This window comes from Telluria sp. Soil_C_11, from assembly GCF_057657395.1.
The window spans coordinates 34,958-59,771 of sequence record NZ_JBDGIN010000019.1; the positions used below are offsets into that span (position 1 = coordinate 34,958).

General features: G+C 67.9%; 18 protein-coding genes. 9 read left to right on the forward strand and 9 right to left on the reverse strand.

What is annotated here, in order from left to right:
• Nucleotide 1: 1 nt before the first annotated feature.
• Nucleotides 2–940, forward strand: coding sequence for a hypothetical protein (locus AC3A6M_RS21740; protein ID WP_487854802.1), 939 nt, complete (start codon nt 2–4; stop codon nt 938–940).
• A 147-nt stretch (nt 941–1,087) separates the two neighbouring features.
• Here the strand turns inward: AC3A6M_RS21740 and AC3A6M_RS21745 are convergent, their stop codons facing one another.
• Nucleotides 1,088–2,704 (reverse strand): serine hydrolase, encoded by a 1,617-nt coding sequence (locus AC3A6M_RS21745; protein WP_487854803.1) that lies wholly within the window; start codon nt 2,702–2,704, stop codon nt 1,088–1,090.
• 139 nt (nt 2,705–2,843) lie between these two features.
• Here AC3A6M_RS21745 and AC3A6M_RS21750 point away from each other — a divergent pair, with 139 nt between their 5' ends.
• A complete protein-coding gene (locus tag AC3A6M_RS21750) occupies nt 2,844–3,419 on the forward strand; it encodes a TMEM165/GDT1 family protein (RefSeq protein WP_487854804.1) in 576 nt (191 codons plus the stop codon).
• On the opposite strand, the gene AC3A6M_RS21755 is transcribed toward AC3A6M_RS21750, so the two are convergent.
• The 3 genes from AC3A6M_RS21755 to AC3A6M_RS21765 all read right to left on the reverse strand — a co-directional run bounded on the left by AC3A6M_RS21755 (nt 3,416) and on the right by AC3A6M_RS21765 (nt 8,413).
• Nucleotides 3,416–5,092, reverse strand: a complete 1,677-nt coding sequence (locus AC3A6M_RS21755; protein ID WP_487854805.1) for a CehA/McbA family metallohydrolase — start codon at nt 5,090–5,092, stop codon at nt 3,416–3,418. The genes AC3A6M_RS21750 and AC3A6M_RS21755 overlap by 4 nt on opposite strands.
• Nucleotides 5,093–5,187: 95 nt before the next feature.
• A complete protein-coding gene (locus AC3A6M_RS21760; RefSeq protein WP_487854806.1) occupies nt 5,188–6,087 on the reverse strand; it encodes an outer envelope protein in 900 nt (299 codons plus the stop codon).
• A gap of 235 nt (nt 6,088–6,322) precedes the next feature.
• A complete protein-coding gene (locus tag AC3A6M_RS21765; RefSeq protein WP_487854807.1) occupies nt 6,323–8,413 on the reverse strand; it encodes an aminotransferase class V-fold PLP-dependent enzyme in 2,091 nt (696 codons plus the stop codon).
• A gap of 161 nt (nt 8,414–8,574) precedes the next feature.
• Here AC3A6M_RS21765 and AC3A6M_RS21770 point away from each other — a divergent pair, with 161 nt between their 5' ends.
• The 4 genes from AC3A6M_RS21770 to AC3A6M_RS21785 all read left to right on the forward strand — a co-directional run bounded on the left by AC3A6M_RS21770 (nt 8,575) and on the right by AC3A6M_RS21785 (nt 12,652).
• Nucleotides 8,575–9,060: an Lrp/AsnC family transcriptional regulator gene (locus tag AC3A6M_RS21770; protein ID WP_487854808.1), complete on the forward strand. Its 486-nt coding sequence runs from the start codon at nt 8,575–8,577 to the stop codon at nt 9,058–9,060.
• A 64-nt stretch (nt 9,061–9,124) separates the two neighbouring features.
• A complete protein-coding gene (locus AC3A6M_RS21775; RefSeq protein ID WP_487854809.1) occupies nt 9,125–10,264 on the forward strand; it encodes a branched-chain amino acid ABC transporter substrate-binding protein in 1,140 nt (379 codons plus the stop codon).
• A 90-nt stretch (nt 10,265–10,354) separates the two neighbouring features.
• Nucleotides 10,355–12,163, forward strand: coding sequence for a DUF885 domain-containing protein (locus tag AC3A6M_RS21780; RefSeq protein ID WP_487854810.1), 1,809 nt, complete (start codon nt 10,355–10,357; stop codon nt 12,161–12,163).
• 147 nt (nt 12,164–12,310) lie between these two features.
• Complete coding sequence (locus tag AC3A6M_RS21785) at nt 12,311–12,652, forward strand: hypothetical protein (protein WP_487854811.1); 342 nt, start codon at nt 12,311–12,313, stop codon at nt 12,650–12,652.
• A gap of 63 nt (nt 12,653–12,715) precedes the next feature.
• Here AC3A6M_RS21785 and AC3A6M_RS21790 read toward each other — a convergent pair whose 3' ends face one another.
• From AC3A6M_RS21790 to AC3A6M_RS21810, 5 genes are all read right to left on the reverse strand, one after another.
• Nucleotides 12,716–14,413 (reverse strand): PQQ-dependent sugar dehydrogenase, encoded by a 1,698-nt coding sequence (locus AC3A6M_RS21790; RefSeq protein WP_487854812.1) that lies wholly within the window; start codon nt 14,411–14,413, stop codon nt 12,716–12,718.
• Nucleotides 14,414–14,439: 26 nt separating this feature from the next.
• Nucleotides 14,440–16,128, reverse strand: a complete 1,689-nt coding sequence (locus AC3A6M_RS21795) for a M14 family zinc carboxypeptidase (protein ID WP_487854813.1) — start codon at nt 16,126–16,128, stop codon at nt 14,440–14,442.
• A gap of 52 nt (nt 16,129–16,180) precedes the next feature.
• Nucleotides 16,181–17,701, reverse strand: a complete 1,521-nt coding sequence (locus AC3A6M_RS21800; RefSeq protein ID WP_487854814.1) for a sensor histidine kinase — start codon at nt 17,699–17,701, stop codon at nt 16,181–16,183.
• Nucleotides 17,698–18,642, reverse strand: coding sequence for a hypothetical protein (locus AC3A6M_RS21805; protein ID WP_487854815.1), 945 nt, complete (start codon nt 18,640–18,642; stop codon nt 17,698–17,700). Before AC3A6M_RS21805 ends, AC3A6M_RS21800 begins: the two co-directional genes overlap by 4 nt.
• Nucleotides 18,643–18,796: 154 nt before the next feature.
• Complete coding sequence (locus AC3A6M_RS21810) at nt 18,797–19,447, reverse strand: response regulator (protein ID WP_487854816.1); 651 nt, start codon at nt 19,445–19,447, stop codon at nt 18,797–18,799.
• A 194-nt stretch (nt 19,448–19,641) separates the two neighbouring features.
• Here AC3A6M_RS21810 and AC3A6M_RS21815 point away from each other — a divergent pair, with 194 nt between their 5' ends.
• From AC3A6M_RS21815 to AC3A6M_RS21825, 3 genes are all read left to right on the forward strand, one after another.
• On the forward strand, nt 19,642–20,310 hold the full coding sequence (locus AC3A6M_RS21815; RefSeq protein WP_487854817.1) for an energy transducer TonB: 669 nt from the start codon (nt 19,642–19,644) through the stop codon (nt 20,308–20,310).
• 240 nt (nt 20,311–20,550) lie between these two features.
• A complete protein-coding gene (locus tag AC3A6M_RS21820; protein ID WP_487854818.1) occupies nt 20,551–22,905 on the forward strand; it encodes a M28 family peptidase in 2,355 nt (784 codons plus the stop codon).
• Nucleotides 22,906–22,959: 54 nt separating this feature from the next.
• Nucleotides 22,960–24,591, forward strand: a complete 1,632-nt coding sequence (locus AC3A6M_RS21825) for a M28 family peptidase (protein WP_487854819.1) — start codon at nt 22,960–22,962, stop codon at nt 24,589–24,591.
• Nucleotides 24,592–24,814 lie beyond the last annotated feature (223 nt).

Consider the following 24,814-nt stretch of genomic DNA (forward strand, 5'->3'; position numbering starts at 1 on the left):
CATGGCAAACCTGCAGCAGCGGAGCGCCCGCCTGCGCGCCGCCCTCGTGGCGGCCGCGGTGCTGGGCGCCGGCGCCGTTTCTTCGAACGCCTACGCCGCACCGGGCGCGCAGCCGGCGCCCGAGCAGCTGATGGCCCTGGCCTTCCCCGGCTGGGCCGACAGCCCCGCCGCGCATGTGCAGACCGTGTCGCTGCCCGCCCCGGCGCCGGGCGCCTTCCGTGACGGCTGGAACGCCGGCCAGGCGCGCGTGATCGCCGAACCCAAACTGGTGCTGCGCCTCGATCCCGGCCAGGTCATGCTGGTCGCCGGCCTGGCGCCGGCCGGCGAGGACGGCAAGCCGGCCGCAGGCCAGCTGACCCCGATGGCGCTGGCTTCCTACCGCTTCGAACAGCATGGCGCCAACTGGGTGCTGGCCGGCCACCAGGGCGTGTTCGCCTGGCGCGGCTTCAACGGCACGGCGCAGGTGCGCGCGGTCGCGCTGTCGGCGCAGCGCCAGGGCATCGGCGTCGAATACGGGAGCTGCTGGGATGGCTATTGCGGCACCTGGATGGCGCTGTATGAAGTGGACAAGGGCGCGGTGCGGCGCGAGCCGGCGGTCGAGATGGCGCTGTCCGGCTCGAATGCCGACAGCGCGATCGACTGCACGCGCCGCCTGCAGCCGCTGCTGAAGCCGCGCGCGCCGGAAGCGGCCCAGCTGGCGGCCTTCGCCCCCGAGGCCGGCCGCCCCGAGAGCCACGACTGCTACGCCATCGACAGCAGCTGGACCATCGATCCCTCGCGCGACCAGCCGGGAGACATCGTGGTCCGCTACCAGGGCGCGATGAGCCGCGCCGAAGCCTGGCTGGCCGCGCCGATGCCGGTCGACCAGCGCCAGGTGCTGCGTTATGGCAGCGGGAAGTATCGGGCGGTGTCGGGCTTTAATCCCGTGCCGCCGATCTGACCGTCGTTCCCGCGCACAGCCGTCGTTCCCGCGCACAGCCGTCGTTCCCGCGAATCTACCGTCGCCCCCGCGAAGGCGGGGGCCCAAGTTGCTTGTGTTTCGTTAGCTCATGCAAACTTGGGTCCCCGCCTGCGCGGGGACGACGGCTTACTTCTTCACCGGCGTGAAATTCAAATCCTGGAAGTCGTAGCTGAAATCGGTCTCGGTAGAAACCGGCTGCATCTTCATGCGCTCGATGCTGCCGTCCGGGTTCAGTGCGAAGGTCACGTAGGCGTCGGCGTTGAAGTTGCGCTCCTTCCAGCGCACGATGAAGGTGTCATGCTGGAAGTGCTCCAGCTCCCCGGTCAGGTCCGGCGTGCGCGACAGCGACAGCACCTGCTTGCCGCCGACGTGCTTGATGGTGGCGATGCCGTACCACGGATCCTGGTAGTCGCCGTCGTAGGCGGTGCGCGGCAGCGACGGCTGGGACTTTGCGGTGCGCGCGGCGCCGGTCCTGGCCAGGCGCGCCTTTTCCTTGGCGTGCATCTCTTCGTCGACCGCGGCGACGGCGCCGATCCAGTCGGTCTTGTCGTCCCTGTCCACCAGGCGGCCCAGCAGCTGCCACTGCAGCGCGTTCAGCGAACCGCCGCTTTCGGCGTTGGTGAGGATGGCGATGCCCAGCTTCTCTTCCGGCACCAGCACCACTTTCGAATAGAAGCCCTGCAGCGCGCCGCTGTGCAGGGCCAGCAGGCGGCCGTGGTAGTCGCGCAGCTGGAAGCCAAGGCCGTAAGCGGCGAAGTTGGCGCGGGTACCGGCCAGTTTCGCATTCGGCTCGCCGGTGCGCATCGGCGTCTGCGCGGTCCACAGCTCGCGCGCCTGCTTGGCGCTGAACAGGCGCGCTTCCTTGCCATCGGCGCCCGCCGGCAGCCTGCCTCCCGCCAGCAGCACGTTCATCCAGCGCGCGATGTCTTCGGCGTTGGTATTGATGCCGACCGCGCCGACCGCGTTCGGCACCGGCATCGCCTTCACGGCGGCGATCTTCTCGTTAATCTTGCTGTGGGCGTTGGCGACGTTCGGGTTGCCTTCGTTCTCCGCCAGGCTGGTGGTGGTCGTGGCCATGCCGCTAGGGGCCAGGATGCGCTCGCGGATGGTCTCGCCCCAGGTCTTGCCGGACTTCGCGGCGATGATCTTGCCGGCCACGATGTACAGCAGGTTGTCGTAGGCGTAGCTGCTGCGGAAGCTGGTGGAAGGCTGGATGTAGCGCAGCTTGTGGATGATCTCGTCGGTCGAGAAGCTGGTGGTCGGCCACCACAGCAGGTCGCCGGCCCCCAGCCCCAGGCCGCTGCGGTGGGTCAGCAGGTCGCGCACCGTCATCTCGTGGGTGACGTAGGCGTCGTACATCTGGAAGTCCGGCAGGTGCTTGGTGACCGGATCGTCCCAGGCCAGCTTGCCCTCGTCGACCAGCATCGCCAGCGCGGCGGCGGTGAAGGCTTTCGAGTTCGAGGCGACTTCGAACAGGGTCTTGCCGTCCACCTTTTCCGGGGATCCCAGCTTGCGCACGCCGAAGCCGCGCGCCGTCAGCACCTGGCCATCCTTCACGATGGCGATGGCGATGCCCGGCACGTCGAACAGCTTCATGACGCGTTCGACGTCGGTGCCGAGGTGGGCGAGCTGGATCGGCGACACGCTGGCCGCGGCGGGCGCCGGCGCGGGAGCGGCGACGGGAGTCTGCGCCAGGGCGGCGCCGGAGAATGCGATCAGGAGGGCTGCTGCGATGCGGTTCATGGAGTGCACGGGTGGGATCCTTGGCGTGATATACGGGAGCGAAATTCAGGCGCGAGCAGGATAGCACTTTCACCGATGGGTAGAAAGCGCCCTCCTCTGCTATGATCGCGCCTTTGCTTTTCCCGCCCTGCCGCTTTACATGGACGCCTTCCTCGTTTCCACCGGCATCGTCGCCCTCGCCGAAATCGGCGACAAGACCCAGTTGCTGGCCTTCCTGCTCGCCGCCCGTTTCCGCCGTCCCCTGCCGATCGTGTTCGGCATCTTCGCCGCCACCGTCGCCAACCACGCCTTCGCGGCCGCGGTCGGAGCGCTGGTCAGCAAGCTGCTCGGCCCCGACGTGATGCGCTGGGTGCTGGGCCTGGCCTTCATCGGCATGGCGGCCTGGATCATGGTCCCGGACGACATCGACGCGGAAGAATCGGCGCCGGCGCGTTTCGGCGTCTTTCTCACCACCGTGATCGCCTTTTTCCTGGCCGAGATGGGCGACAAGACCCAGGTCGCGACGGTGGCGCTGGCCGCGCGCTATCCCTCCGCGGTGGCAGTGGTGGCCGGCACCACGCTGGGCATGATGCTGGCGAACGTGCCGGCCGTGTACTTCGGCGACCGCATCGCCGGCCGCGTGCCGCTGAAGCTCGTGCACGGCATCGCCGCGCTGATCTTCCTGGTGCTGGGCGTGGCCACCCTGTTCGGCCTGGGCCGCAATCTCGGTTTCTAGTTGCCGCCCAGCTGCCCGACCCACACCGGCGCCGACCACAATACCTTGCCGTCGTCCTGGGTCAGCTTCGCATAATAGAAATGCCGGCCCGGCGCGGGCGTGACGGTGGCCGATGCCTCGGCGGCCAGCTGGGTCACCGTGCCGTTCCGCCCCGGCACCCCTTCCATGATCGCGACCGCCGCGGCGCGCCGGCCGGCGCCATTCGCGAACTGCACCGATAGCTGGAGGACGCCGCGGTTGTCGAAGCGCTCGCCCATCAGGTGTCCATTCGCCGTCAACACGAGCTGCGATTCCTTGTCCATGGTCGCGAACACGCGCCGCGCGCGGACGGCGGCGACGAAGCTGTCGCGGGTCAGCGGCTCGCCGCTCGGCACCAGCACCGCGGTGCGGTTGGTGTAGGCGGCGCCCCAGTTGGCGCAGTGGTTGTCCTGGTTGCTGCTGAAGGCCAGGTGGTAGCCCGCTTCGAGCAGCCTGTTGCAGGCCGCCTCGAAGTTGCTGCGCCGGGTTTCGCCTTCCTTGTCATTGCTTGAAAAAGCCGAGCTGTTCATCACCTCGCACAGCGCCATCGCTTCGTCGCCGTCCGGCGTATAGGCCAGCGGCACGCCGCCGACCTGGAACTGGTCCTTCAGCGAAGGATGGTTGAACTGGCCGATCCAGCCCCGCTGGCGCATCAGCGTGTACAGCGCGCCGTAGTCGCTGCGCGGGCTGGCGGTGTCGGCCAGCAGCTCGCCCTTGCCGTTCTTTTCCCAGCCCAGCAATTCGTCGCTGTTGAAGATGTTCAGGTGGCCGCCCTTACTGATCACGCCCCATTCCATGCCGTACAGGGCCAGGAAATCCGGGTGCTGCGCGTTGAACTCGCGCGCCGTCTTCAGGCCGGCCTGGTACAAGGCCCTGGCTGCGGCCGGATCGGCGCCGGTGTTGGTGCCGTCCGAGCCGTCGTACATGTGGTTGTGCTCGGAGACCATCAGCATGTCCAGGCCATGCGCGCGGGCGTAGGGAAAGGCGGCGGCCGGACCGAAGGGAGCGGTTTGCGGATCCGACGCGCCGCGGCAATCGTCGAGGGCGGCGCCGCCGTCGCTGTCGCGGGTCTGGCTGTGCAGGTTGCCGTAATAGACGGTGTAAGGCAGCGCACCCGGCGCCGGCGCCGCCTGCAGCACGCCGTGCCGGCCAGGCAGCGGAGCAAAGGCCGACAGCGCGGGCGCCGGCAGGCTGCCGACGGCGATGTCCCAGGACTGCTCGACCTCTTCGCTGCCGGCCGCGGCGCGCAGGCGCACCTGGTACACGCCGGGCGCGGGCCGGCGGTTGGCGAGCCGCTTCCCCAGCCAGCCCGGCCAGCGCACCCGCACGTCGACCGGGCTGCCGGACAGGCTGGTCCGCCCCCGCCAGTGCGCCACCTCGCGGCCGCCCGGCGCCACCAGGGCGAGGCGCCAGTGCGCGCTGCGGCGCCCTTGCAGGCCCGGGTAATCGAAAGACAGGGTGAAGGTGCGCGCATCGAAGCCGCGGCCTTCGCCGTGGTAGGGCGCGTCGAGCGTCGCTTCGAACTCCTGGTGCTCGTGCAGGACCGGCGCAGTGGCGGAGGTGGCAGCTGCGGAGGCAAGGTGGAAGAAGCCGGCCGCTGCCAGGATGAGGCAGCGGGACCAGCACAGGGATGGGGAACAGGATGAGGTAGTCATGATGCAATTTTTGCAATTGCATCATTCCCTCATCTTGATTACCGGATCATACCGATGTGAAATTACTATTAACTAATTGATAAATATGAAATTTGTCAGAAATGATACTCGGCGCGCACCATCGGCGTGCTGGCGCGCTGGCCGCGGTTGCCGGTCGTGGCCGCCGTGTTGCCGAATTTGTTGTTCCAGAACTGGTATTCGAGGCCGAGGCGGAAGCGGTTCTTCGGCTGGCCGAAGCGGCTGCCGATGTCGTACATCAGCTGCATGTCGAGGTTGGTCTCGGCGCCGGTCCCGTTGCCGACCTCGTCCCTGCCCTTGGCGGCGATGTAGTTCAGGTAGCCCTCGAAGGACCAGCCTCCGCCGTGTCCACCGATCCAGCTGTCCGGGATCGGGATGCCCCAGCTGGCCGAGAACATCGGATGGTAATCGTAGGTATAGCGGCTGCGCACCTCGGAGATCGGCGGGAAGGCGCCGCTCGGCGCATTGCTCTCGCGGAGCAGCAGGATGCCGGTGCTGAGGAAGCCCGGCACGTCCCACATCAGGGTCGGACCGGCGACCAGCATGCGCTTGCGCGAGTTGTAGCCGACGTCGTTCTTGGTGTTCCAGTCGAAGCCCAGCACCAGGCCCAGGCCCTTCACGGGACCGAAGGCGATGGGGGCGCCGCGCAGCGCGCCGATGTCGAGCGTGTGGCGGTAGACGACATAGGCTTCCTGCGCGCCCTCCGACTGGTTCAGCGAGGCCGGGTCGTTGCTGTCGGACTGCAGCAGGTCGACGTTGAAGTAGTTCGAGCCGTACTTGTAGCCGCTGGCGTGGGTCAGCGCGAAGATGTTCTTCTTGATATCGGACGGATTGAAGGGCTCGCGGAAGCGCTGCCCGTAGCGCCAGCTGATTGCCGTATCGCTCCAGTCGGCTGCGCTGACCGGCAGCGCCGTGCTTGCGGCAACCGCCATGAATCCAAATGCAGCCAGGGCCGCTGCGCTCTTACGTTCGCTCATCTTGTTCTCTAATTGTTAAAGGGGGATTGTGATGCCGGGATACCGCTAGTGTAGCCGGAAGCCGCCCCAGCCGGCAGGGGCGTGTGGCGTGCATGCCAAAGACCCGCCGGCGAAACGCACGGCGGGCGACGATGCGCATTTGTACGAGCGTCTAACAAAACCCTCAGGGCAAGGCGCTTCGTCGAAGACAGTACGTTAGTACGGCGAGACGATGCAACGCCGCCATGAGGGTTTTTTAGGCGCTCGCCAGGGCGAGGCCGCCGGCCAGGCTCCATACCTGCGGATGGCCCAGGCGCTGCAGGCACAGCGCCGCCCGCGCGCTGCGGTTGCCGCTGCGGCAGACGAATACCAGCGGACGCCGCGGCGCAGCCAGGAAGTGGCCGAGATGTTCGGCCAGGCGCGACAGAGGCACCGCCTGCGCCGCGGTCCCGTGCAGGTGCGCCGCGCCCGCTTCGAGCTCGCAGGCTTCGCGCACGTCGACCAGCAGTGCATCCTCGTGCGCGCGCAGGAAGGCGGCGAGGCGCTCCGGCGGCAGCTGCTGCACTTCTCCCGCCGAAGAAGGCGCGCTGCGATACCCCGCCGCCGTGGTGCAGGGCGCGCCGCCGGCGTCGAGGCCATGGCACAGCACCGTCCCGCCATCGACCACGCGCGCCAGCCCGTGCGCATCCTCCATCGCGAGCCCGCCGGTGAAGGCCAGGCGCACCGCCGCCGGCTCCAGGCGGCCGTCGCGGGCGCGGCCCAGCAGGTATACGGCGCCGCCGCCATCCCGGTCCGCCAGTTGCACCAGCAGCTCGTCGCCGATCGCGATCGCCGGCGCGGTGCCGCCGTCGGCCAGGGCGACCATCTCGCCAGCGCCATCGCGCGGCCAGCCGAGCGGTCCCGTTTCACCGGTGTCCAGGCCGCAGGCGGCGCGCAGCTCGGCGCGGGCGCCAGCATCCATCGGATCGGCGCCCGTGCCCAGCACCGCCAGCGGGCGCAAGCCGCTGCCCTGGACCTGGGCCGCGATCCGCGCCGCCACGCCGGCCGGCGGATCGATGACCACGCAGGCGCCGGCACCGGCGTCGAACAGGATCCAGCCGTGGCGCCCGCCGGCGCTCACCTGCTGCAGGCCGCGCTTCTCTCCGCTGAGCGTCGACGGCGCCAGCGCCGGATGGCGCGCCGCCTGGCCGCAGCGGCGGATCCGCGCGCAGGCTTCATCGATGAAATCATCCGTCGCCAGCGGCCCGAATGACAGGCGCACGGCGCCGCTGGTGCGCCACGCCGGCAGGCCCATCGCTTCCAGCACGTAGCTGGGCGCGGCTTTCGCCGCCGAACAGGCCGAGCCCGCGCTGACGCGCACGCCGGCGGCGTCGAACAGGTCGAGCAGGTCCTTGCTCGCCATGTCCGGCACCGCGAAGTTCAGGGTGGTCGGCAGCGTCAGCTCGAAAGGCGCGTTGAACACGATGCCGGGGAAGGCTTCAAGCAGGCTGGCCGCCAGGCGCTCGCGCAGCGCCGCCAGTTCGGCGTGTCCACGGAAGGTAGCGCCCTGCTCCAGCGCGGCCAGCACGGCGCCCAGCGCCGCGATGCCGGCCATGTTCTCGGTGCCGGAACGCTGGCCGGCTTCCTGGCCGCCGCCGATGATCAGCGGCGTGTACGGCGCCCCCTCGCGCACGTACAGCATGCCGATGCCCTTCGGCGCATACAGCTTGTGGCCGGAGAACGGCGCGTAGTCGATGCGGGTCTGCGCCAGCGCGAGCGGCAGCTTGCCGAGCGCCTGCACGCAGTCGACCATCCAGTAGGCGCGCGGGGCATGCTCGCGCAGCAAGCCGGCGATGCCGTCCAGGTCGGAGATCGTGCCGGTCTCGTTGTTGGCGGCCATGGTGCAGACCATCGCCGCGCGCGGCGCCAGTTCGCGCAGCAGGTCCAGGCGGTGCCTGCCGGCGCCGTCGACCGGCAGCGCGCGCAGGGTCAGCCCGGTCCCGAGCAGGCGGTTCCAGTGCGCCAGGCTTTCCGACACCGCCTTGTGCTCGGTGGCGCCGTAGAGCAGGAGGTCGCCGCAATCTTCCCCGGCCGCGCGGCGCTCCCGCACCGCGCACAGCGCCGACAGCACCGCGGTCTGGATCCCCTCGGTGGCGCCGCTGGTGAACAGCACCCTGCCCGTCCCTGCGCCGAGCACGCGCCGCGCCCGCGCGCGCACGCCGTCGAGCATGGCCCGGGCGCGCAGGCCGGTCGCATGGCTGCTGCTCGGGTTGCCGAAACAGCCCTGCATCGCTTCGAGGGCGGCGCTGGCCGCGGCTGGCAGGACGGGCGAGGTGGCGTTGGCGTCGAGGTAGATATCGTGGCTCATGAATAACAACCGAAAAAATTGCTAAAAACAAAAAATAATATGCACACAACGTGCCATTGTTGAGTAATATGTTACGGACTGAGGCAGAATAAGACGTACTAAAATTCCTTTCATTTCGCCCGAAAGAAGAAGTCGCATTCTCATTCTTACTGCATAAGAAAATGAATTCTCTCGACAAATACGATTGTGCGATTCTTGCCGCTTTGCAAGCGGACGCCACCCTGTCGATTTCCGGATTGAGCGAAAAAGTCGGCTTGTCCAGCACGCCCTGCTGGAAGCGCGTCAAGCGCCTGGAGGAAGAGGGATACATCGAGAGCCGGGTCAGCATCGTCAACCGCAACAAGGTTGGCCTGCCGGTGACGGTCTTCGTCAGCGTGCGCACCAAGGAGCACGACGAGAAATGGCTGGAGCGCTTCGCCTCGGCCGTGATCGCCCTGCCCGAAGTGCTCGAATTCCACCGCATGAGCGGCGACATCGACTACCTGCTGAAGGTGGTCACCACCGACATCGAAGGCTACGACCGCTTCTACAAGAAGCTGATCAAGACCGCCCAGCTGGCCGGCGTCTCCTCGGCCTTCTCGATGGAGCAGATCAAGTACACCACGGCGCTGCCGCTGGAACTGATTTCGCACCAGCTGCCGGCCTGAGTCTGTCCACGCGTCTTTGAATCATGCGATGATGGCGCCCGTTGGAACATAACGGAGACAGTGAATGCCATCGAAATTCAAGATTGCGCCGCTGGCGCTGGCGCTGGCCGCCGGCCTGGCGGCATCCGCCGCTTCGGCCCAGGACCAGCTGGTGCGCATCGGCGTGAGCGGCCCGCTGTCGGGCGCGAACGCCTTCGCCGGCAAGGACAATGAAAACGGCGTGCGCCTGGCGGTCGAGGAACTCAACGCGCAAAAGCTCAAGGTCGGCGGCAAGCTGCTGCGTTTCGAGCTGATGTCCGAAGACGACCAGGGCGACCCCAAGGCCGGCGTGAGCGTGGCCCAGAAATTCGCCGACGCCGGCGTGAAGTTCGTCCTCGGCCCCTACAACTCGGGGGTCGCGATCCCCGCCTCGCGCGTCTACAACGATGCCGGCATCCTGATGTCGACGGTCGGCACCAATCCGAAGATCACGCAGTCGCGCTACCCGAACGTGTTCCGCATCGTCGCCAGCGACAACCAGGTCGGCGGATCGATGGCGGCCTACGCGGCGAAGGAACTGAAGATCAAGACCGTCGGCGTGATCGACGACCGCACCGCCTTCGGCCAGGGCATCGCCGACGAATTCGCGAAGCAGGCGCGCGCCTCCGGCCTGAACGTGGCCGGCCGCGAGTTCACCAACGACAAGGCCAGCGACTTCGCCTCGATCCTGACCGCCTTCCGCGCGAAGAAGGTCGACGCCATCTTCTTCGGCGGCTATGCGCCGCAGGGAGCGCCGATGGCGCGCCAGATGAAGCAGCTCGGCCTGGCGAACGTCCGCCTGCTCGGCGGCGACACCCTGTGCAGCCCCGAGATGGCCAAGCTGGGCGGCGATGCCGTCGGCGAGAACGTGCTGTGCGCCCAGGCCGGCGCCATGCTCGACAAGCAGCCCGGCGGCCCGGCCTTCAAGACGCGCTACAAGCAGCGCTTCCAGCGCGAACCGGACGTCTACGCGCCGGCCTTCTACGACCAGACGATGTTCATCGCCCAGGCCATCAGGAATGCGAACACGGTCGATGCGGCCGCGGTGGGCAAGGCCCTGCATACGATGAGCTACCAGGGCGTGGCCGGCACCTACGGCTATGACGCGAACGGCAACCTGAAGAAGACCGCGGTGACGGTGTACACCTTCAAGGGCGGTGCGCTGGCGCCGCTGGCCAGCTATTGATCGACAAGGCCCCGTAAAGACTGGGCCGCGGGCGGCGCAAGGCGTATCCTTGTCGCCGCCTTATTCTTATCACCGGATTTTCAAGCACACATGAACCACATCCTGAAGCTGGGCGCGATCGCATGCGCCGCCATGCTCGCCTGCGCGCCCGCCGGCGCCGCCGACACCAGGCCTGCCGCCGCCAACAGCGCCGCCGCCCCGACGGCCGACTCGAAGCGCCTGAACAAACTGGCCGACGAATACTACGATGCGCTGGCGCGCTTCGACCCGGTGTCGGCCGGCGAGAGCGGCGACAACCGCTTCGCCGACCAGATCGGCATGTCGATCTCGGCGAAGAACCGCGCCGCGCAATTCGCGCGCTACAAGGACTACCGGAAGCGCCTGCACACGATCCGCCGCGACGCCCTGCCGCAGCGCGACCAGACCAGCTACGACATCCTCGACTACGAGCTGGCCACGGCGCTGCGCTTCGAGCCCTTCCCCGAGCACCTGCTGCCGATCAACCAGATGGACAACCTGCCGGTGACGCTGGCGAACTACGCCGGCGGCGAAGGCGCCCAGCCGCTGTCGAGCGTGAAGGACTACCAGGCCTACCTGAGCCGCCTGAACCAGCTCGGCCCCTGGATCGACCAGGCGATCGCCAACATGCGCGAAGGGATGCAGCGCGGCGTGGTGCAGCCGAAGGCGGTCATCGTGTCGGCCCTGCCGCAGTTCAAGCAGCTGGTGGCCAGCAAGCCGGAAGACAGCATCTACTACACCCCGATCAAGAACCTGCCGGCCAGGTTTTCCGATGCAGATAAAAAGAAGCTGAGCGCAGGCTACCGCAGCACCATCGACGGCAAGCTGAATCCGGCGCTGGCCCGCCTGGCCGCCTTCCTGGAGAAGGAATACCTGCCGGCCTGCCGCACCAGCACCGGCTGGAGCGCCCTGCCGCAGGGCCAGGACTGGTACCTGGTGCGCGTCGCGAGCCAGACCACCACCGACCTGCAACCGGAGCAGATCCACCAGATCGGCCTGAAGGAAGTGGCGCGCATCCAGAGCGAATACGCGCGCATCGGCCCGCAGATGGGGTACAACGGTCCGGCCGCCGGCCTGCCGACCTGGGTGCTGGAACAGCCGAAGTACAAGCCCTTCAAGACCGACCAGGAAGTCATCGGCGTCTACCGCAAGCTGGACGCCCAGCTGAAGACCAAACTGCCGGCGCTGTTCACGCTGCGTCCGAAGACCCCGCTCGACCTGCGCCTGGAGCCGGAACTTTCGCGCGCCACGGCTTCCGACCACTACACGCCGCCGGCGGTGGACGGCTCGCGCCCGGGCGTGTTCTGGTCGGTCGTGAACGACCCGACCCAGTACGGCAGCACCGGCATGGTGACGCTGTTCCTGCACGAAGGCCAGCCGGGCCACCACTTCCACATCGCCCTGATGCAGGAGCTGGACCTGCCGAACTTCCGCAAGTTCGGCGGCAACAACGCCTTCACCGAAGGCTGGGCGCTGTACGCCGAAACCCTCGGCAAGGAGATGGGCCTGTTCGACAAGCCGGAAGATTATTTCGGCCATCTGAACGACGAGATGCTGCGCGCGGTGCGCCTGGTGGTCGACACCGGCATGCACGCGAAAGGCTGGACCCGCGAGCAGTCGATCCAGTACATGCGCGAGACCCTGGGCTATCCGGAATCGATCGCGCGCAGCGAGACCGAGCGCTACATGGCCTGGCCGGGCCAGGCGCTGGGCTACAAGATCGGCTCCCTGAAGATCCAGGAACTGCGCCGCCGCGCGGAATCGGCATTGGGCAGCAAGTTCAGCCTGCCGAAGTTCCACGAGATCGTGCTGGGCGAAGGCACGCTGCCGCTGGCGCTGCTGGAGAAGAAGGTCGACCGCTGGATTGCGGAATCGAAGTAAGCCCGCCCCCCGGGACGAAGACCTAAAAAAACCGGGGCTGGCCCCCGGTTTTTTGATGCATATTTACGGTGCTTGTGAGAATGTGATAGTTTCCCAAAAGAATTTGTCGTCATACTATCCCGACAATAACTCCAAACAGGGAACTCCATGGCAACGCGTATCGCACTCAAACACAAGGAATCCGGCATCATCAAGGATGGCTACTACGGATTTTCCTGGACGACGTTCTTCTTCGGTTTTTTCCCGGCGCTGTTCCGCGGTGACTTCATCACCTTCATCGGCGCCTTCGTTATTTCCGTCATCATCGGCATCATGACTTTCGGCGTCGGCGCATTCTTCGTCGGCGTCGTCTGGGCCTTCATGTACAACAAATACTACACGCGCAAACTGCTCGAGCGCGGCTACGTCCTCGCTGGCTCGGAAGCCGACAATACCCTGGCCGCAGCCGCGCTGGGCATCGCGCTGCCGGCCACCCCGGTCGCCGCCTGACCGTTCGCACAGCGTTTTACCCGTTCCGCGGCGCGGACCACCACGGTCCGCGCCGCGATTTCGTTAACGCTCCGGTGCGACTCTCCACACCACGCCGCCCGCATCGTCCACCACCAGCAGCGCGCCATCGGCCGCCACCGCCACCGCGGCCGGACGGCCCCAGACATCGCGGTCGCTCAGCACCATGCCGGTCATGAAGTCCTGGTACTGGCCGGTCGGCACGCCGTTCTTCATCATCACGCGAATGACCTTGTAGCCGGTGCGGGTGCCGCGGTTCCAGGAGCCGTGCAGGGCCAGGAAGATGTCGCCCTCGTATTCCTTCGGGAAGGCGTGCTTCGCGCCCGCCGGGGCCTGGTAGACCACCATGCCGAGCGGCGCCGAGTGGGCCTGGATCAGGGTGTCGGGCACGGTCACCTTGTCCTTCAGGTCGGGACGGATGCCCTTCAGGCGCGGGTCTTCGTGCGCACCCAGGTAGTACCACGGCCAGCCGTAGAAACCGCCCTGCTTCACGCGCGTCACGTAATCCGGCGGCAGGTTGTCGCCCAGCTCGTCGCGCTCGTTCACGCTGCAGAACAGGTCGCCGGTCTGCGGATGCACCAGCATGCCGACGCAGTTGCGCAGGCCGTTGGCGAACGGGCGGCGGTTCTTGCCGTCGGGGTCGAACGCCAGCACCGCGGCGCGGTCGGTTTCCTCCCCCCAGGCTGCGCCCAGGCCGTGCTTCGCTTCCCACTGGGTGAGCGCCTCGGGCGGTTTCGCGCCGATGTTCGAGGCGATGTTGGTGGCCGAGCCGACCGATAGCAGCATCGTCCTGTCGTCCTTCGAAAACGCCAGGGTGCGGGTGACGTGGCCGCCGCCGGTGTCGGCGATCTTCTCGACCACGGTCTCCGGTTCGCCCTTCGCCTTCAGGTCGCCGGCCGTGTACGGGAAGCGCACCACCGAATTGACGTTGGCGACGTACAGGTATTTCGGATTCGCGCCGGACGGCCACAGGGCCAGGCCGTAGGGACGCGACAGGCCGGTGGCGAACACGCTGGCGCTGTCCGCCTTGTCGCCGCCGCTGCCCGGCCGCAGGATGCTGACCTGGCCCTTGCTCGCCTCGGAGACGATGATGTCGCCATTCGGCGCGCGCAGCGCCAGGCGCGCCTTGCCGGTGTCGCCGGCGAACACCGACACCTTGAAACCCTTCGGCACCGCAGGCATCGCGCCATCCGGTCGCGCGGCCACCTTCGGGCCGTTGCCCGCGCTCTCGCTGGCGAAGGGCGCGGCGAGTTTGTCGACGGTGAGGTGGTGCAGGTCGCCCGGCTTGTCTTCGGTCCAGGCGCCGGCCTTTTCACTGCCGCCGGCCGGCTTCGCGGCCGCCGCGGCAGCCACTGCCGGCTTGCCGCTCTGCGTCGCCAGGTAATCGATCACGGCGGCGCGCGCCTTCGCATCGGCGATCCCGATCGGCATCGCGGTGCCCGGCACGTCCTTGCTCGGGTCGCGCAGGAAGACATCAAGTTCTTCACGGGTCCAGGTCTTGCCGGCGGCGCCGGCCTTCGCCAAAGCGTCGGTGTAGTTATAGCCCGCCACTGCGGCGGCCTTGCGGCCCACCACGTTGTACAGGCCCGGACCGGCGCGCGAGCCCAGCTTGGGATCGACCGTGTGGCAACTGGCGCAGTTGCTTTGAAAGTAGGTCTGGCCGGCGGACGGCGCAGCCTGCGCGCCTCCTGCTGCCAGCCATGCCAGCGCGGCGGCATGAAACGCCAGGATAGTGCGATGCATATTCTTCTCCTTGTTGAATCGGGCGCTCAATCGATCATGAAGACCGGATAACGGCGCCACTCCGGCTCGCGGTAGCGTGCGCAATGGGCGAAGATGAAGTCCAGCACCGCGCCCTGGTCTTCCAGCAGTTCGGGATGCGCCTGTTTCCAGTCTTCGAACTTCGCGGCCAGCCCGGGCTCGTCGCGCAGCAGCTTCTCGGCCTCGTCCTCGAACACGTAGTCCGAATATGCCTCTTTCTTTTCCAGCACGCTGTTGAAGAAGCCCCAGCGGAAGAAGCTGTCGTGGCCCAGCGGCTCCAGCATCTCGATCGCATAGCGGGCGTTGTCCTGGTCCAGCGGCACGATGTAGTCGCCGGTACGGAGCAGCACGCTGGCGCAGCGGCGCTCCAGCTGCACGTCGTCGTGGAACATATGGCCTTCGTAGGCGTGCGGGCGCGAAACCACCGACCTGACGTGGTAGCAGGCGACGTCCTGCTGGCGGTCGGCCGTCACGCGCTCCATGCGCACGCCGTTCCACTGCAGGCGCTCGATCACTTCGCGCCACTGCTGCGGCACCACGTAGGCGCGCGGCGCCCACACGACCACGTCGGCCGGGAAGCGGTTGAAGTAAGGGATATCCTTCTCGAACGGCGCGCTGCGGTCGTACCACAGGCGCTGGTAGTTGCCCAGTACGCTCGGCTTGTACTTCGCCTCGTAGCCCTTGAAGCGGAAGGTGGAAGGATTGGCGTCGTCCATCGCCCAGTGGATCGGCCATTCGCGGCGGGTGCGGCCCTGCTCCTTGGCGGCGCGGCGCAGCTGGACGATTTTGTCGCCGTTGGCGACCGTGAAATCGAGCGCCGTCTCGACCAGCGCCCGCATCGAGTGGTAGCGGTCGGCGAAGGGCTTCAGCATGTGGGTCTCGGGCATGAAGCCGATCGTGTGGTGCAGGGCCGCGTAGCCGGTCGAGAAGCGCGGGGTCTCGAGGAAATCGGCGATGCCGTCGTCCGGGCTGTCCTTGACCGGATTCACGTAAGGACAGGTCGGCCAGCCGCGCCGGTCCATCTCGGCGTACATCGCCGGCAGCATGGTGTCGCGCAGGAAGTCGCCCAGCTCCCCGCCCAGCTTGTCGGCCTGGGTCTGGATCAGGGTCATGGTGTAGCTGTAGTCGGCGCCGTTCGAGGTGTGGGTGTCGACCATCACGTCCGGGTCCCAGGCGGTGAAGAATTCGTTGAACACGCGCGCGGTGAGGGTGTCGCACTTGACGAAGTCGCGGTTCAGGTCGAGGTGGCGGCTGTTGCCGCGGAAGCCGAACTGCTCGGGACCGTCCTGGTTCACGCGCGACGTGTCGTTGCGGTTGAAGGCGCCGTCGACGTTGTACAGCGGGATGAAGATGAACACGGTGCGTTTCAACCCCGCCAGGCGTTCGGGTTGCTGGCAGAAGTCGCGCACCAGCGCCATGCAGGCGTCCACGCCTTCCGGTTCGCCCGGGTGGATGCCGTTATTGTTGAAGAAAACCGGACGCCGGTCGCGCTTGATCTCGAAGCGGTCGAACACGCCGTCGGAGGAGACCACGCCCGCGTGGATCGGCACGCCGGCATCCGAGGTGCCGATCTGGCTGAAGCGCAGCACGCGCGGATAAGCCTTGGCGAGGTCCTCGTACCAGGCGATGCAATCGGCCCAGGTGGTGGTCTGGTTCTGGTTGCCCTTCTCGAAAGGCGTCTTCAATTCATTGGACATGATGGCCGTCTTGATTCTTGAGTGATGGGTGGTGCGAAGCCGCTAATGTACCTCAGTTGCCTGCTTCGGTTGCGCCCGCGTTTGCGCCGTCCAGCGGCAGGACGATCGCCACCGTGGTGCCGCGTCCGGGCCGGGAACGCAACTGGATCGTGCCGCCGAGGGCGAACACGCGCTCGCGCATGCCGATGATGCCGATGCCTTCGGAGGCCACCGCCGGGTCGAAGCCCTCGCCGTCGTCGCCGACCTCGATGTGCAGGGCCTCATCATCCTCCGACAGCACCAGGCTGACATGGGCGGCGCTGGCGTGCGCGTGCTTCATGATGTTCGACAGCGCTTCCTGCACGATGCGGTAGGCGGAAATCGCCAGCTCGTTGCCGAGCCGCGAGAAGTCACCCTCCGAATGGAATTCGAAATCCACGCCCGAACTGCCGCGGTAGTGGCTGACCATCTCTTCCACCGCGCCGTGCAGGCCCAGCATGTCCAGCACTTCGGGGCGCAGGCGCCGCACCAGGCGCCGGCCGTTGGCGTACAGGTCGAGCGCCAGCCTGGTGATCGCCTGCGCCTTGGCGCCGATCTGCTCCACTTCCGGACCCGGCGGGGCCTTGTTCGCCAGCTGCTGGATGGTCTGCGATTCCAGGCGCACCGCGATCAGCGAGGCGTTCAGTTCGTCGTGGATCTCGACCGCGATGCTCTTGCGTTCGTCCTCGATGATGTTGTTGACCTTCTGGATCAGCTTGCGCTTGTCGGCGTCGGCGCGCAGCGCCTCGTTGCGCGACTCCAGCAGGTCGCGGGTGCGCTCGGCCACCTTGTTCTCGAGGTCCTGCTTGGAACGGTCGAGCGCCACCGACATCTCGCCGATCGAGGCCTGCAGCTCGCCGACCTCGCCGCCGGTGGTGACGGGCAGTTCGACGCGGTAGTCGCCGCCGCGGATCGCGCGCAGCACGGCGATCGCCTCGCGCAGCGGCACGGTCAGGCTGCGCGCGAGCACGTAGGCCAGCAGGCCGCTGGCGATCAGGGCCAGCGCCGCCATCGCCAGCTCGACACGGAAGCGCCGCAGCTGCTTGGCCAGCATGCTGGTCGGCGACATCGTCACCCTCACCTTCCCCACCACCTCGGTGGTCAGGGTCGGCGGGCGGGTGTCGCTGGAGGCGGAGACGTGCGGCGTGCCGTTGTCCGAGAACAGGTTGATCCACACCACCTGCTTGCGGATCGGCGCCTCCCACGAACGCGCCTCGGCCTGGATCGGATGCTCGGAGACCACGCTGACGGCGTTCCTGCCGCTGGTATCGACCACGTCGATGCGGTACACGCTGCGGTCCGACTGCACCAGGCCGTTGATGGTCAGGCGCAGGTCGGACAGGTTGCCGGAAATGACGTTGTACTCGCTGGTCTCGGCCAGCGCGCGCGCGAGGATGCGCCCGCGCTCGGCCAGCTCCTCGTCGACCTGGGCGCGGTGCGAATACCAGGAATACGAGACGAAGGATGAGAACAGCAGCACCACCGGCAGCATGGTAATGAAAGCCATGCGCAGGCCGATGCTCCAGCCGCGCCAGAAGGACAGGTAGCGCATCATGGCCGGCGCGCTGCAGTGGCGTTGGCGGGGGCGCCGGCGGGAGGGCTGGCGGGACGGCGGGCGAAGTTGCGCACCTCATCGCCCACCGTCAGGTCGAGCGAACGCGCCACGCCCTCGTTGACGATGGTGCGGAAATAGCGCGGGAACTGCGGCGGCGCCAGCTCGCCGCCGGCCACGTAGGCGGCGGCGATCTCGGCGACCTGGGCGTCGATGTCCTCGATCTCGGAATAGGTGGTGGCCAGCGCGCCGGCCTTCACCATGTCGCCGGAGAAGCCGATCACGCCCTGCTTGTGGCGATAGGTCGAGAGCAGGATGTTGCGGATGCTCTCGGTGGTATAGACGGTACTGTCGGGCAGGGCCAGCAGCACGTCGGTCTGGGCGATCTGGTTCAGCAGGCGGTTGATGTCCTCGCCGGCACCGGCATCCAGCACCGTGACCTTGCCATGCGTGGCCCGGTCCGCCTCCAGCACCGGCCGCAGGAAGGCCGTGTCGACGCCGAGGATGGCGCCCACGCGCACCGGGCGGCGGTACAGCAGCGCGGCCAGGCGCAGCTGGTCGCCCGGGGCCGGCTCGGCGTAGACCGCGGTGCTGGCGACCGGATGCGCGCCGCCATGCGCGGCCCTGGCCATGATCGCTCGGTACACCTGGCTCGAGGTGAAGGCGGAGATCACCACGCAGTCGCAGCGCTTCGCCATGACCTCGCGCAGGGCCGCCGGACCGATCGCCACGTACAGCATGCGGCGGCGCTGGGCCAGCTCGGTACGGAAGGCGGCGAAGATCGGGACCATGCGCTTGTACAGGTCTTCGGTGATGCGCTTGGTGACTGCGCTGTCATCGCCGGTGACGAACTGGAAGCGGAAGCCTTCGACGGGTTGCTGGGTGGGTTTGGCGGCGTGGGCGCTTGTGGCCAGGGTCAGGGCTGCGATTGCGATGGCAGCCAAAGCGAACTTGGATTCCCGCCTTCGCGGGAATGACGTATTAAGGCTGCGGGTCGTAGGTACGTTCGTAGTCCGCGCCTCCCGCACGTCATTCCCGCGCAGGCGGGAATCCAAGTTCAGCTTCCGAAGCACACGACGCAACACGTCAGTCCGTAATTCAGGGTTCGATCAAGCCATGCTTCACCGCCAGCTTGGTGATGTAGGCCTGCCGGTGCACTCCCAGCTTCTCCTTCACCGACTGGCTGATATTGCTGATGGTCTTGGTCGACAGGTTCAGGCGCTCGGCGATCTCGTTGTTGGTCAGTCCCTCCGCCATCAGCTTGAAGATCTCCAGGCTGCGCTCGTCCAGCATCGACTGCGGCGAGACGTCGCCGCGCACCGCCAGGCTGGCCAGGCGTTCGGCGATCTGGGGCAGGAAGTACAGCTTGCCGGCGTGCGCCTGGCGTACCGCCTCGGCCAGGTCGGCCGGGTCGCAGTCCTTGGTCACGAAGGCGTGCGCACCCATGCGGTAGGTTTCCTTGATCAGGCTGTCCTGGTCGAACTGGCTGAGGAACACGATCTTCGCCTGCGGGTCGGCCTTCAGGATGTTCTGCGCGGCGTCCATGCCGGTCAGCTCGGTGCCGAAGCGGATGTCGAGTACCGCCACGTCGGGCTTTTGCTCGGCGTACATCGCCACTGCCTCGCTGGGCGACTTGGCCTGGCCCACCACTTCCATGCCCTGCGCGCCCAACGACATGGCGAAACCGGTCATCACGATCGGGTGGTCGTCCGCCAGCATCACGCGGATCGGTGTTGGTTCTTTCTGCATTTGCTTGCCATTCCCTGGTATCTGACAGGGAGATTATTCCATACAAGGACGGCAACACCAACGAATGTAATACAAGTAACGAATGGAAGTAAATTTGCTAAGAATTCGCTTTACACATTGCTAGGACCTAGCATATATTGATTCCACAGCTTAGCGAACCTGCTTCAAGCCGCACAACAACAAGGAGGATGACCATGCAATTCTCTACCTCGAACCACGCCAATGGCAGCAAAGCCACCAAGTTCATGCTGGTCGCGGGTTTGCATGTGGCGGTCGGCGTCCTGTTCGTCCACAGCATGCACACCCGGAAGATGTCGTTCAGCCTGCCCGACCAGGTGCTGGTGATGATCGAGCCGCAGCGCCCCGAGCCGCCGCCGACGCCGCCCGAACCGCCGAAGCCCGCGCAGCAGCTGGCGCCGCCGCAGATCGTGGTGCCGAAGGTCGAAGTCGACGTCGCTCCGCCGCCCGAGCAGCCGCAGGTGCAGGCCACCACGCAATCCGAGCCCTCGCCCAACCCGTTCACGCCGGCCCGGACCGCACCCGAAGCGCCGCCCGCCACGAATGCGACCGCCAACACCGGCCAGATGCACAGCGCGGTGCTCGCCGACGCCAACAGCTGCGCCCTGCCCGACTACCCCGCCAGCGCGGCCCGCAGCGGCGACACCGGCACCACGACCCTGGCCCTGCTGGTCGGCGCTGACGGCCGCGTGAGTTCGGCGCGCATCGAGCAGTCGAGCGGTTCGCGGGTGCTGGACCGCGCCGCCCTGAATGCGCTCAGCCTGTGCAAGTTCAAGCCGGCCATGAACAACGGCGTGCCGGTAGCCGGCTGGGGCCAGCTGGCCTATGTATGGAAGCTCGATTGAGCCGCGCCGCCGACAAAGTACTTGACCGGAAATAAATGTGAATCTTGGCAAACAGAACCGGATGCGGTGCAAGGCGGCGAGTGCGCCGCAGTGCGGGCACTGCAAGCAGGAGCCAACGCAGCAACGCGCCGGTTCTGGCAGCCAAAAACACATTTATTTCTGGGCGAGTACCTAGACAGAACCCTTCTTTGCCCGCCTCCGCTCCTCAGCCTGGCGGGCTTTTTTTTGCTGGAGACCCGGATGTCCCACGACTCCGCCCTGCCCGCCGCCAGCGGACGCCAGGGCTTCGCCGCCGCATGCCTGCTTGGCGCGCTGCTGGCCTGGCTGGCGCTGGCCCCGCGCCACTTCCCGATGCCATCCAGGCCCGGCGGCGCGCCCTCCGCCGCCGGCTTTTCCGCCGTCCGCGCCCAGGCCCACGTGCGCGCGCTGGCGGCGGCGCCGCGCCCGATCGGCAGCCACGCCAACGCGCAGGCGCGCGACTACCTGCTGGCCCGATTGCGCGCGATCGGCCTGGAGCCGGAAGTGCAAACGGCGATGGCGCAGACGGCGTCTTCCGACCTCACCGCCAATGTGCGCGTGACCCTGGCCGAGGTCCACAACGTGGTCGTGAAGAAGCCGGGCATGGTATCGGGCCATGCCGGCAGGCCGGCGGTGCTGGCGGTGGCCCAATACGATTCCGGCAACGCCACGCTGGGCGCGGCCGACGGCGCGGCTTCCAGCGCCGCGCTGCTGGAAACCCTGCGCGTGCTGCAGGCCGGTCCGCCGCTCGACAACGACCTGCTGGTCGTGTTCACCGACGGCGATGCCGGCCAGGCCCTGGGCACGCGCGGCTTCGCGCAGTCGCACCCGTGGGCGAAACGCGCCGGGGTCGCACTGCGCTTCGACAACCCGGGCAACCGCGGCGCGCTGCAGCTGATCGGCGCCGACCGCGCCGACGGCTTCGCGCTGTCGGCCTGGGCGAAGCTGGCTCCCGATCCGCAGGGCTCGTCCTTCATGGGTGAGCTGTACGCCCGGCTGCCGCAGCACCAGGGCGCAGCCCTGCTCGCGGGGCCGGGGCCGCGGTTGCCCGTGCTGCATTTCGCCACCGCCGCCGGCCCGCTGGGCGGCGGCGCCTGGGACGTGCCCGAGCGCCTCGACAGCGCCAGCCTGCAGCACGAAGGCGACACCATGCTGGCCCTGCTGCGCCACTTCGGCTCGGCCGCCCTGCCCCAGCCCGGCACGGGCGGCGCGCGCGGCCAGGTGTTCTTCGCCCTGCCCGGCCTGGGCATGCTGCACTATTCCTATCTCATGGTGTGGCCCCTCAGCGTGCTGGCCTGCCTGCTGTGCGTGGCCGCCTGCCGCACCGGCATCCGGCGACAGGCGATCGACCTCACCGACATCGTGCATGGCGCCTTCGGGTGCCTGGCGGCGACGGTGCTGGCCGCCTGCGCCGCCTGGCTGGTCCGCGATGCGCTGCCCGGGCTGGCGCCGCGCTACGATGCCGGGCTGCTGGCCCAGGGGCCGGGGCTGGAGGCCGGCGTGCGCTGGCAGCTGCTCGCCTTCACGCTGCTGCCGGTCAGCGCCTTCATCGCCCTGCAGCGCACCCTGCAGGCGCGGATCGGCGCCGCGGCGGCGGCGCTGGGCGCGATGTGCGCCCTGAACATCGCCCTGCTCGGCGCCAGCTGGTTCGCGCCGGGCGCGAGCCATGTGCTGGCCTGGCCGCTGCTGGCCGCGCAGGCAGCCTGGCTGCTGCTGTCCGGCCGCCGCGCGCGCACGTGGACGCGCATGCGCAGGCTGGCCGTGCTGCTGCTGGCCGCCGTGCCCGCCGCGCTGCTGATCCTGCCGGCGGCGCGCGACAGCCTGCTGTTCGTCTCCCCTGCCTGGCTGGTGCTGCCGTCCAGCCTGGCCTGCTGCCTGCCGGCCCTGTGCGGGCCGCTGCTGGCCGAGGTGGGCGCGCGCCTGGTGGTGCGGCCGCTGCTGCTGGGCGTCTGCGCCTGCCTGGCGCTGGCCCACCGCAGCAGCCCGACGCCGCCCGAGCTGCCGCAACCGAACCGGCTGGTGTACTTCAAGGACACCCCGAGCTGGCAAGCCTTCTGGCTGTATCCGCCGGTGCCGCTGGATGCCTGGACGCGCGCGATCTTCCCGAACACCCGGCATCCCTACCAGTTGCCCTACCTGCTCGGCGATGGTTCTCCCCCTGTGTGGTACGCGTCGGCCAAGCGCGACGACAGCATCGCCTACCCGCACCTGATCATCGAGAAGGACCGGCGCGGCGGCGCCGTGCGCCACGTCGAATTCCTGCTGCGCTCGGAGAACCGCGCCCCCGAACTCGTGCTGCGCCTGATCGGCGCCGATACCCTGAAGACCAGCGTCAACGGCCGCGTGCTGACCAACCGCCGCTACCGCGGATGGAAGCTGGACCTGCACGGCATGCAGGACCGCGACCTGCATTTCGCCTTCGACCTGGTCGGCGATCCGGGCTTCATGGTGTTCATCCAGGAGCGCATGCCGGGGCTTCCCGAACGCGACCTGCCGGTGCGTCCGCCGCGGATGCTCCCGCGGCTGCTGCCGCAGACCGGCACCACGATCTCCGCCGACGTGCTCTTATTCCGCTAGAATGGCCGCGCTGCCCATCCACGCGTTCTCGATCCATTCTCGCACCAGGAATCCATGCACAAGATCGTCCACACCACCCTCGCCGCCAGCCTGGCGCTGGCCTTTTCCGCCCACGCCGCAAAGCCTGCCGCCACCGCCGCCACCGTCCAGGAAGGCCCGCTGCGCGCCCACCTGGCCTTCCTGTCCTCGGATGTCCTGGAAGGCCGCGGCACCGGCCAGCGCGGCGGCGAGCTGACCGTCACCTACCTGGAGACCCAGGCCATGGCAGCCGGCCTGCTGCCGGCCAACCACGGCAGCTACCGCCAGAGCGTCCGCATCGCCGGCGTGAAGGCGCAGCCGCAGGACAGCTCGGTGGCGCTGGTCGCGGACGGCAAGCCGCTCCCGCTCAGCTTCGCCAGGGACTGGGTATGGGCGCCGGGCGATGCCAAACCGGTGCACGACATGGACGCCGAACTGGTGTTCGTCGGCTATGGCATCAGCGCGCCGGAAGAAGGCGGCTGGGACGACTACAAAGGCCTGGACGCCAAAGGCAAGGTGCTGGTCATGCTGGTCAACGACCCGGCCCCGACCGCCGCCGAACCGAACCGCTTCAATGGCAAGGGCCTGACCTACTACGGCCGCTGGACCTATAAATTCGAGGAAGCCGCGCGCCGCGGCGCCGCCGGGGTGCTCCTGATCCACACCGACGCCTCGGCCTCGTATGGCTGGAGCGTGGTGCAGAACAGCTGGACCGCCGAGCGCTTCCAGCTGGCCGACGCCGACCTCGGCACCGGCATGCAGGGCTGGCTGACCGACGCCAGCGCGCGCACCCTGTTCGCGGCTGCCGGCCAGGACCTCGACAAGCTGCGCGCCGCCGCCGAAGACAAATCCTTCAAGCCGGTCGCGCTGAACGCCCGCGTGCAGGGCCAGAGCAAGGCCGCAGTGCGCACGCTGGAGCAGTTCAACGTGGCCGGCATCGTGCCCGGCACGGATCCGAAGCTGAAGGACGAACTGGTGATCTACAGCGCGCACTGGGACCACCTGGGCATGCAGGGCGATCCGGGCAAGGGCGACACCATCTACAACGGCGCCGTCGACAACGCATCGGGCAGCGCCGGCCTGCTGGCGATGGCCCAGGAAGCGGTACGCCACCCGGCCAGGCGCAGCCAGATGTTCCTGTGGGTGGCGGCCGAAGAACAGGGCCTGCTGGGCAGCGCGGCCTATGCCGCCCGCCCGCTCTGGCCACTGGATAAAACGGCGGCGGCCCTCAACCTGGACAGCTTGAACTTCGTCACCGCGGCCCGGGACATCGGCGTGCAGGGCAGCGAACGCAGCACCCTGAGCGCGATGGCGGCCGCCACCGCGAAGGCGATGAAGCTGGCGGTGGCGCCGGCCCATCCGGACCTGGGCGGCGGCTACTTCCGCAGCGACCACTTCAGCTTCGCCAAGGCCGGCGTGCCGGCGTTCTCGATCTCGGGCGGCCATGACTGGCTGAAGGACAAGGAGGCCAACGACGCCAAGCGCAAGGCCTACGGCCCGCGCTACCACCAGGTCAGCGACGAATACGATCCGAACTGGGACCTGTCCGGCATGGTGCAGCAGGCGCAGTACACGCTGAACCTGGGCCGCATGGTGGCCGATGCGCCGGCCATGCCGGCATGGAAACCGGGCGACCAGTTCGCCAAGGCGCGCGCGGCGGGCAAGTAAGCCATCACCGTCGTCCCTGCATCATCCGTCGTCCCCGCGCAGGCGGGGACCCAAGTTCTGCAGGCATCACGTTAACGCCGACAAACTTGGATCCCCGCCTGCGCGGGGACGACGTTAATTCATGGGTCCCCGCCTGCGCGGGGACGACGTGAATTCATGGGTCCCCGCCTTCGCGGGGACGACGTTCATTCACGGGTCCCGCCTGCGCCGGCACGACGCTAGT

Bases quoted from the DNA above. Each gene is read 5' to 3' on its own strand.
- AC3A6M_RS21785 (WP_487854811.1), top strand. From the start codon at position 12,311: ATGGCAACGCGTATCGCACTCAAACACAAGGAATCCGGCATCATCAAG.
- AC3A6M_RS21825 (WP_487854819.1), top strand. From the start codon at position 22,960: ATGCACAAGATCGTCCACACCACCCTCGCCGCCAGCCTGGCGCTGGCC.
- AC3A6M_RS21795 (WP_487854813.1), bottom strand. From the start codon at position 16,128: ATGTCCAATGAATTGAAGACGCCTTTCGAGAAGGGCAACCAGAACCAG.
- AC3A6M_RS21810 (WP_487854816.1), bottom strand. From the start codon at position 19,447: ATGCAGAAAGAACCAACACCGATCCGCGTGATGCTGGCGGACGACCAC.
- AC3A6M_RS21800 (WP_487854814.1), bottom strand. From the start codon at position 17,701: ATGATGCGCTACCTGTCCTTCTGGCGCGGCTGGAGCATCGGCCTGCGC.
- AC3A6M_RS21820 (WP_487854818.1), top strand. From the start codon at position 20,551: ATGTCCCACGACTCCGCCCTGCCCGCCGCCAGCGGACGCCAGGGCTTC.
- AC3A6M_RS21790 (WP_487854812.1), bottom strand. From the start codon at position 14,413: ATGCATCGCACTATCCTGGCGTTTCATGCCGCCGCGCTGGCATGGCTG.
- AC3A6M_RS21765 (WP_487854807.1), bottom strand. From the start codon at position 8,413: ATGAGCCACGATATCTACCTCGACGCCAACGCCACCTCGCCCGTCCTG.
- AC3A6M_RS21740 (WP_487854802.1), top strand. From the start codon at position 2: ATGGCAAACCTGCAGCAGCGGAGCGCCCGCCTGCGCGCCGCCCTCGTG.
- AC3A6M_RS21775 (WP_487854809.1), top strand. From the start codon at position 9,125: ATGCCATCGAAATTCAAGATTGCGCCGCTGGCGCTGGCGCTGGCCGCC.
- AC3A6M_RS21780 (WP_487854810.1), top strand. From the start codon at position 10,355: ATGAACCACATCCTGAAGCTGGGCGCGATCGCATGCGCCGCCATGCTC.
- AC3A6M_RS21815 (WP_487854817.1), top strand. From the start codon at position 19,642: ATGCAATTCTCTACCTCGAACCACGCCAATGGCAGCAAAGCCACCAAG.
- AC3A6M_RS21760 (WP_487854806.1), bottom strand. From the start codon at position 6,087: ATGAGCGAACGTAAGAGCGCAGCGGCCCTGGCTGCATTTGGATTCATG.
- AC3A6M_RS21750 (WP_487854804.1), top strand. From the start codon at position 2,844: ATGGACGCCTTCCTCGTTTCCACCGGCATCGTCGCCCTCGCCGAAATC.
- AC3A6M_RS21755 (WP_487854805.1), bottom strand. From the start codon at position 5,092: ATGACTACCTCATCCTGTTCCCCATCCCTGTGCTGGTCCCGCTGCCTC.
- AC3A6M_RS21745 (WP_487854803.1), bottom strand. From the start codon at position 2,704: ATGAACCGCATCGCAGCAGCCCTCCTGATCGCATTCTCCGGCGCCGCC.
- AC3A6M_RS21770 (WP_487854808.1), top strand. From the start codon at position 8,575: ATGAATTCTCTCGACAAATACGATTGTGCGATTCTTGCCGCTTTGCAA.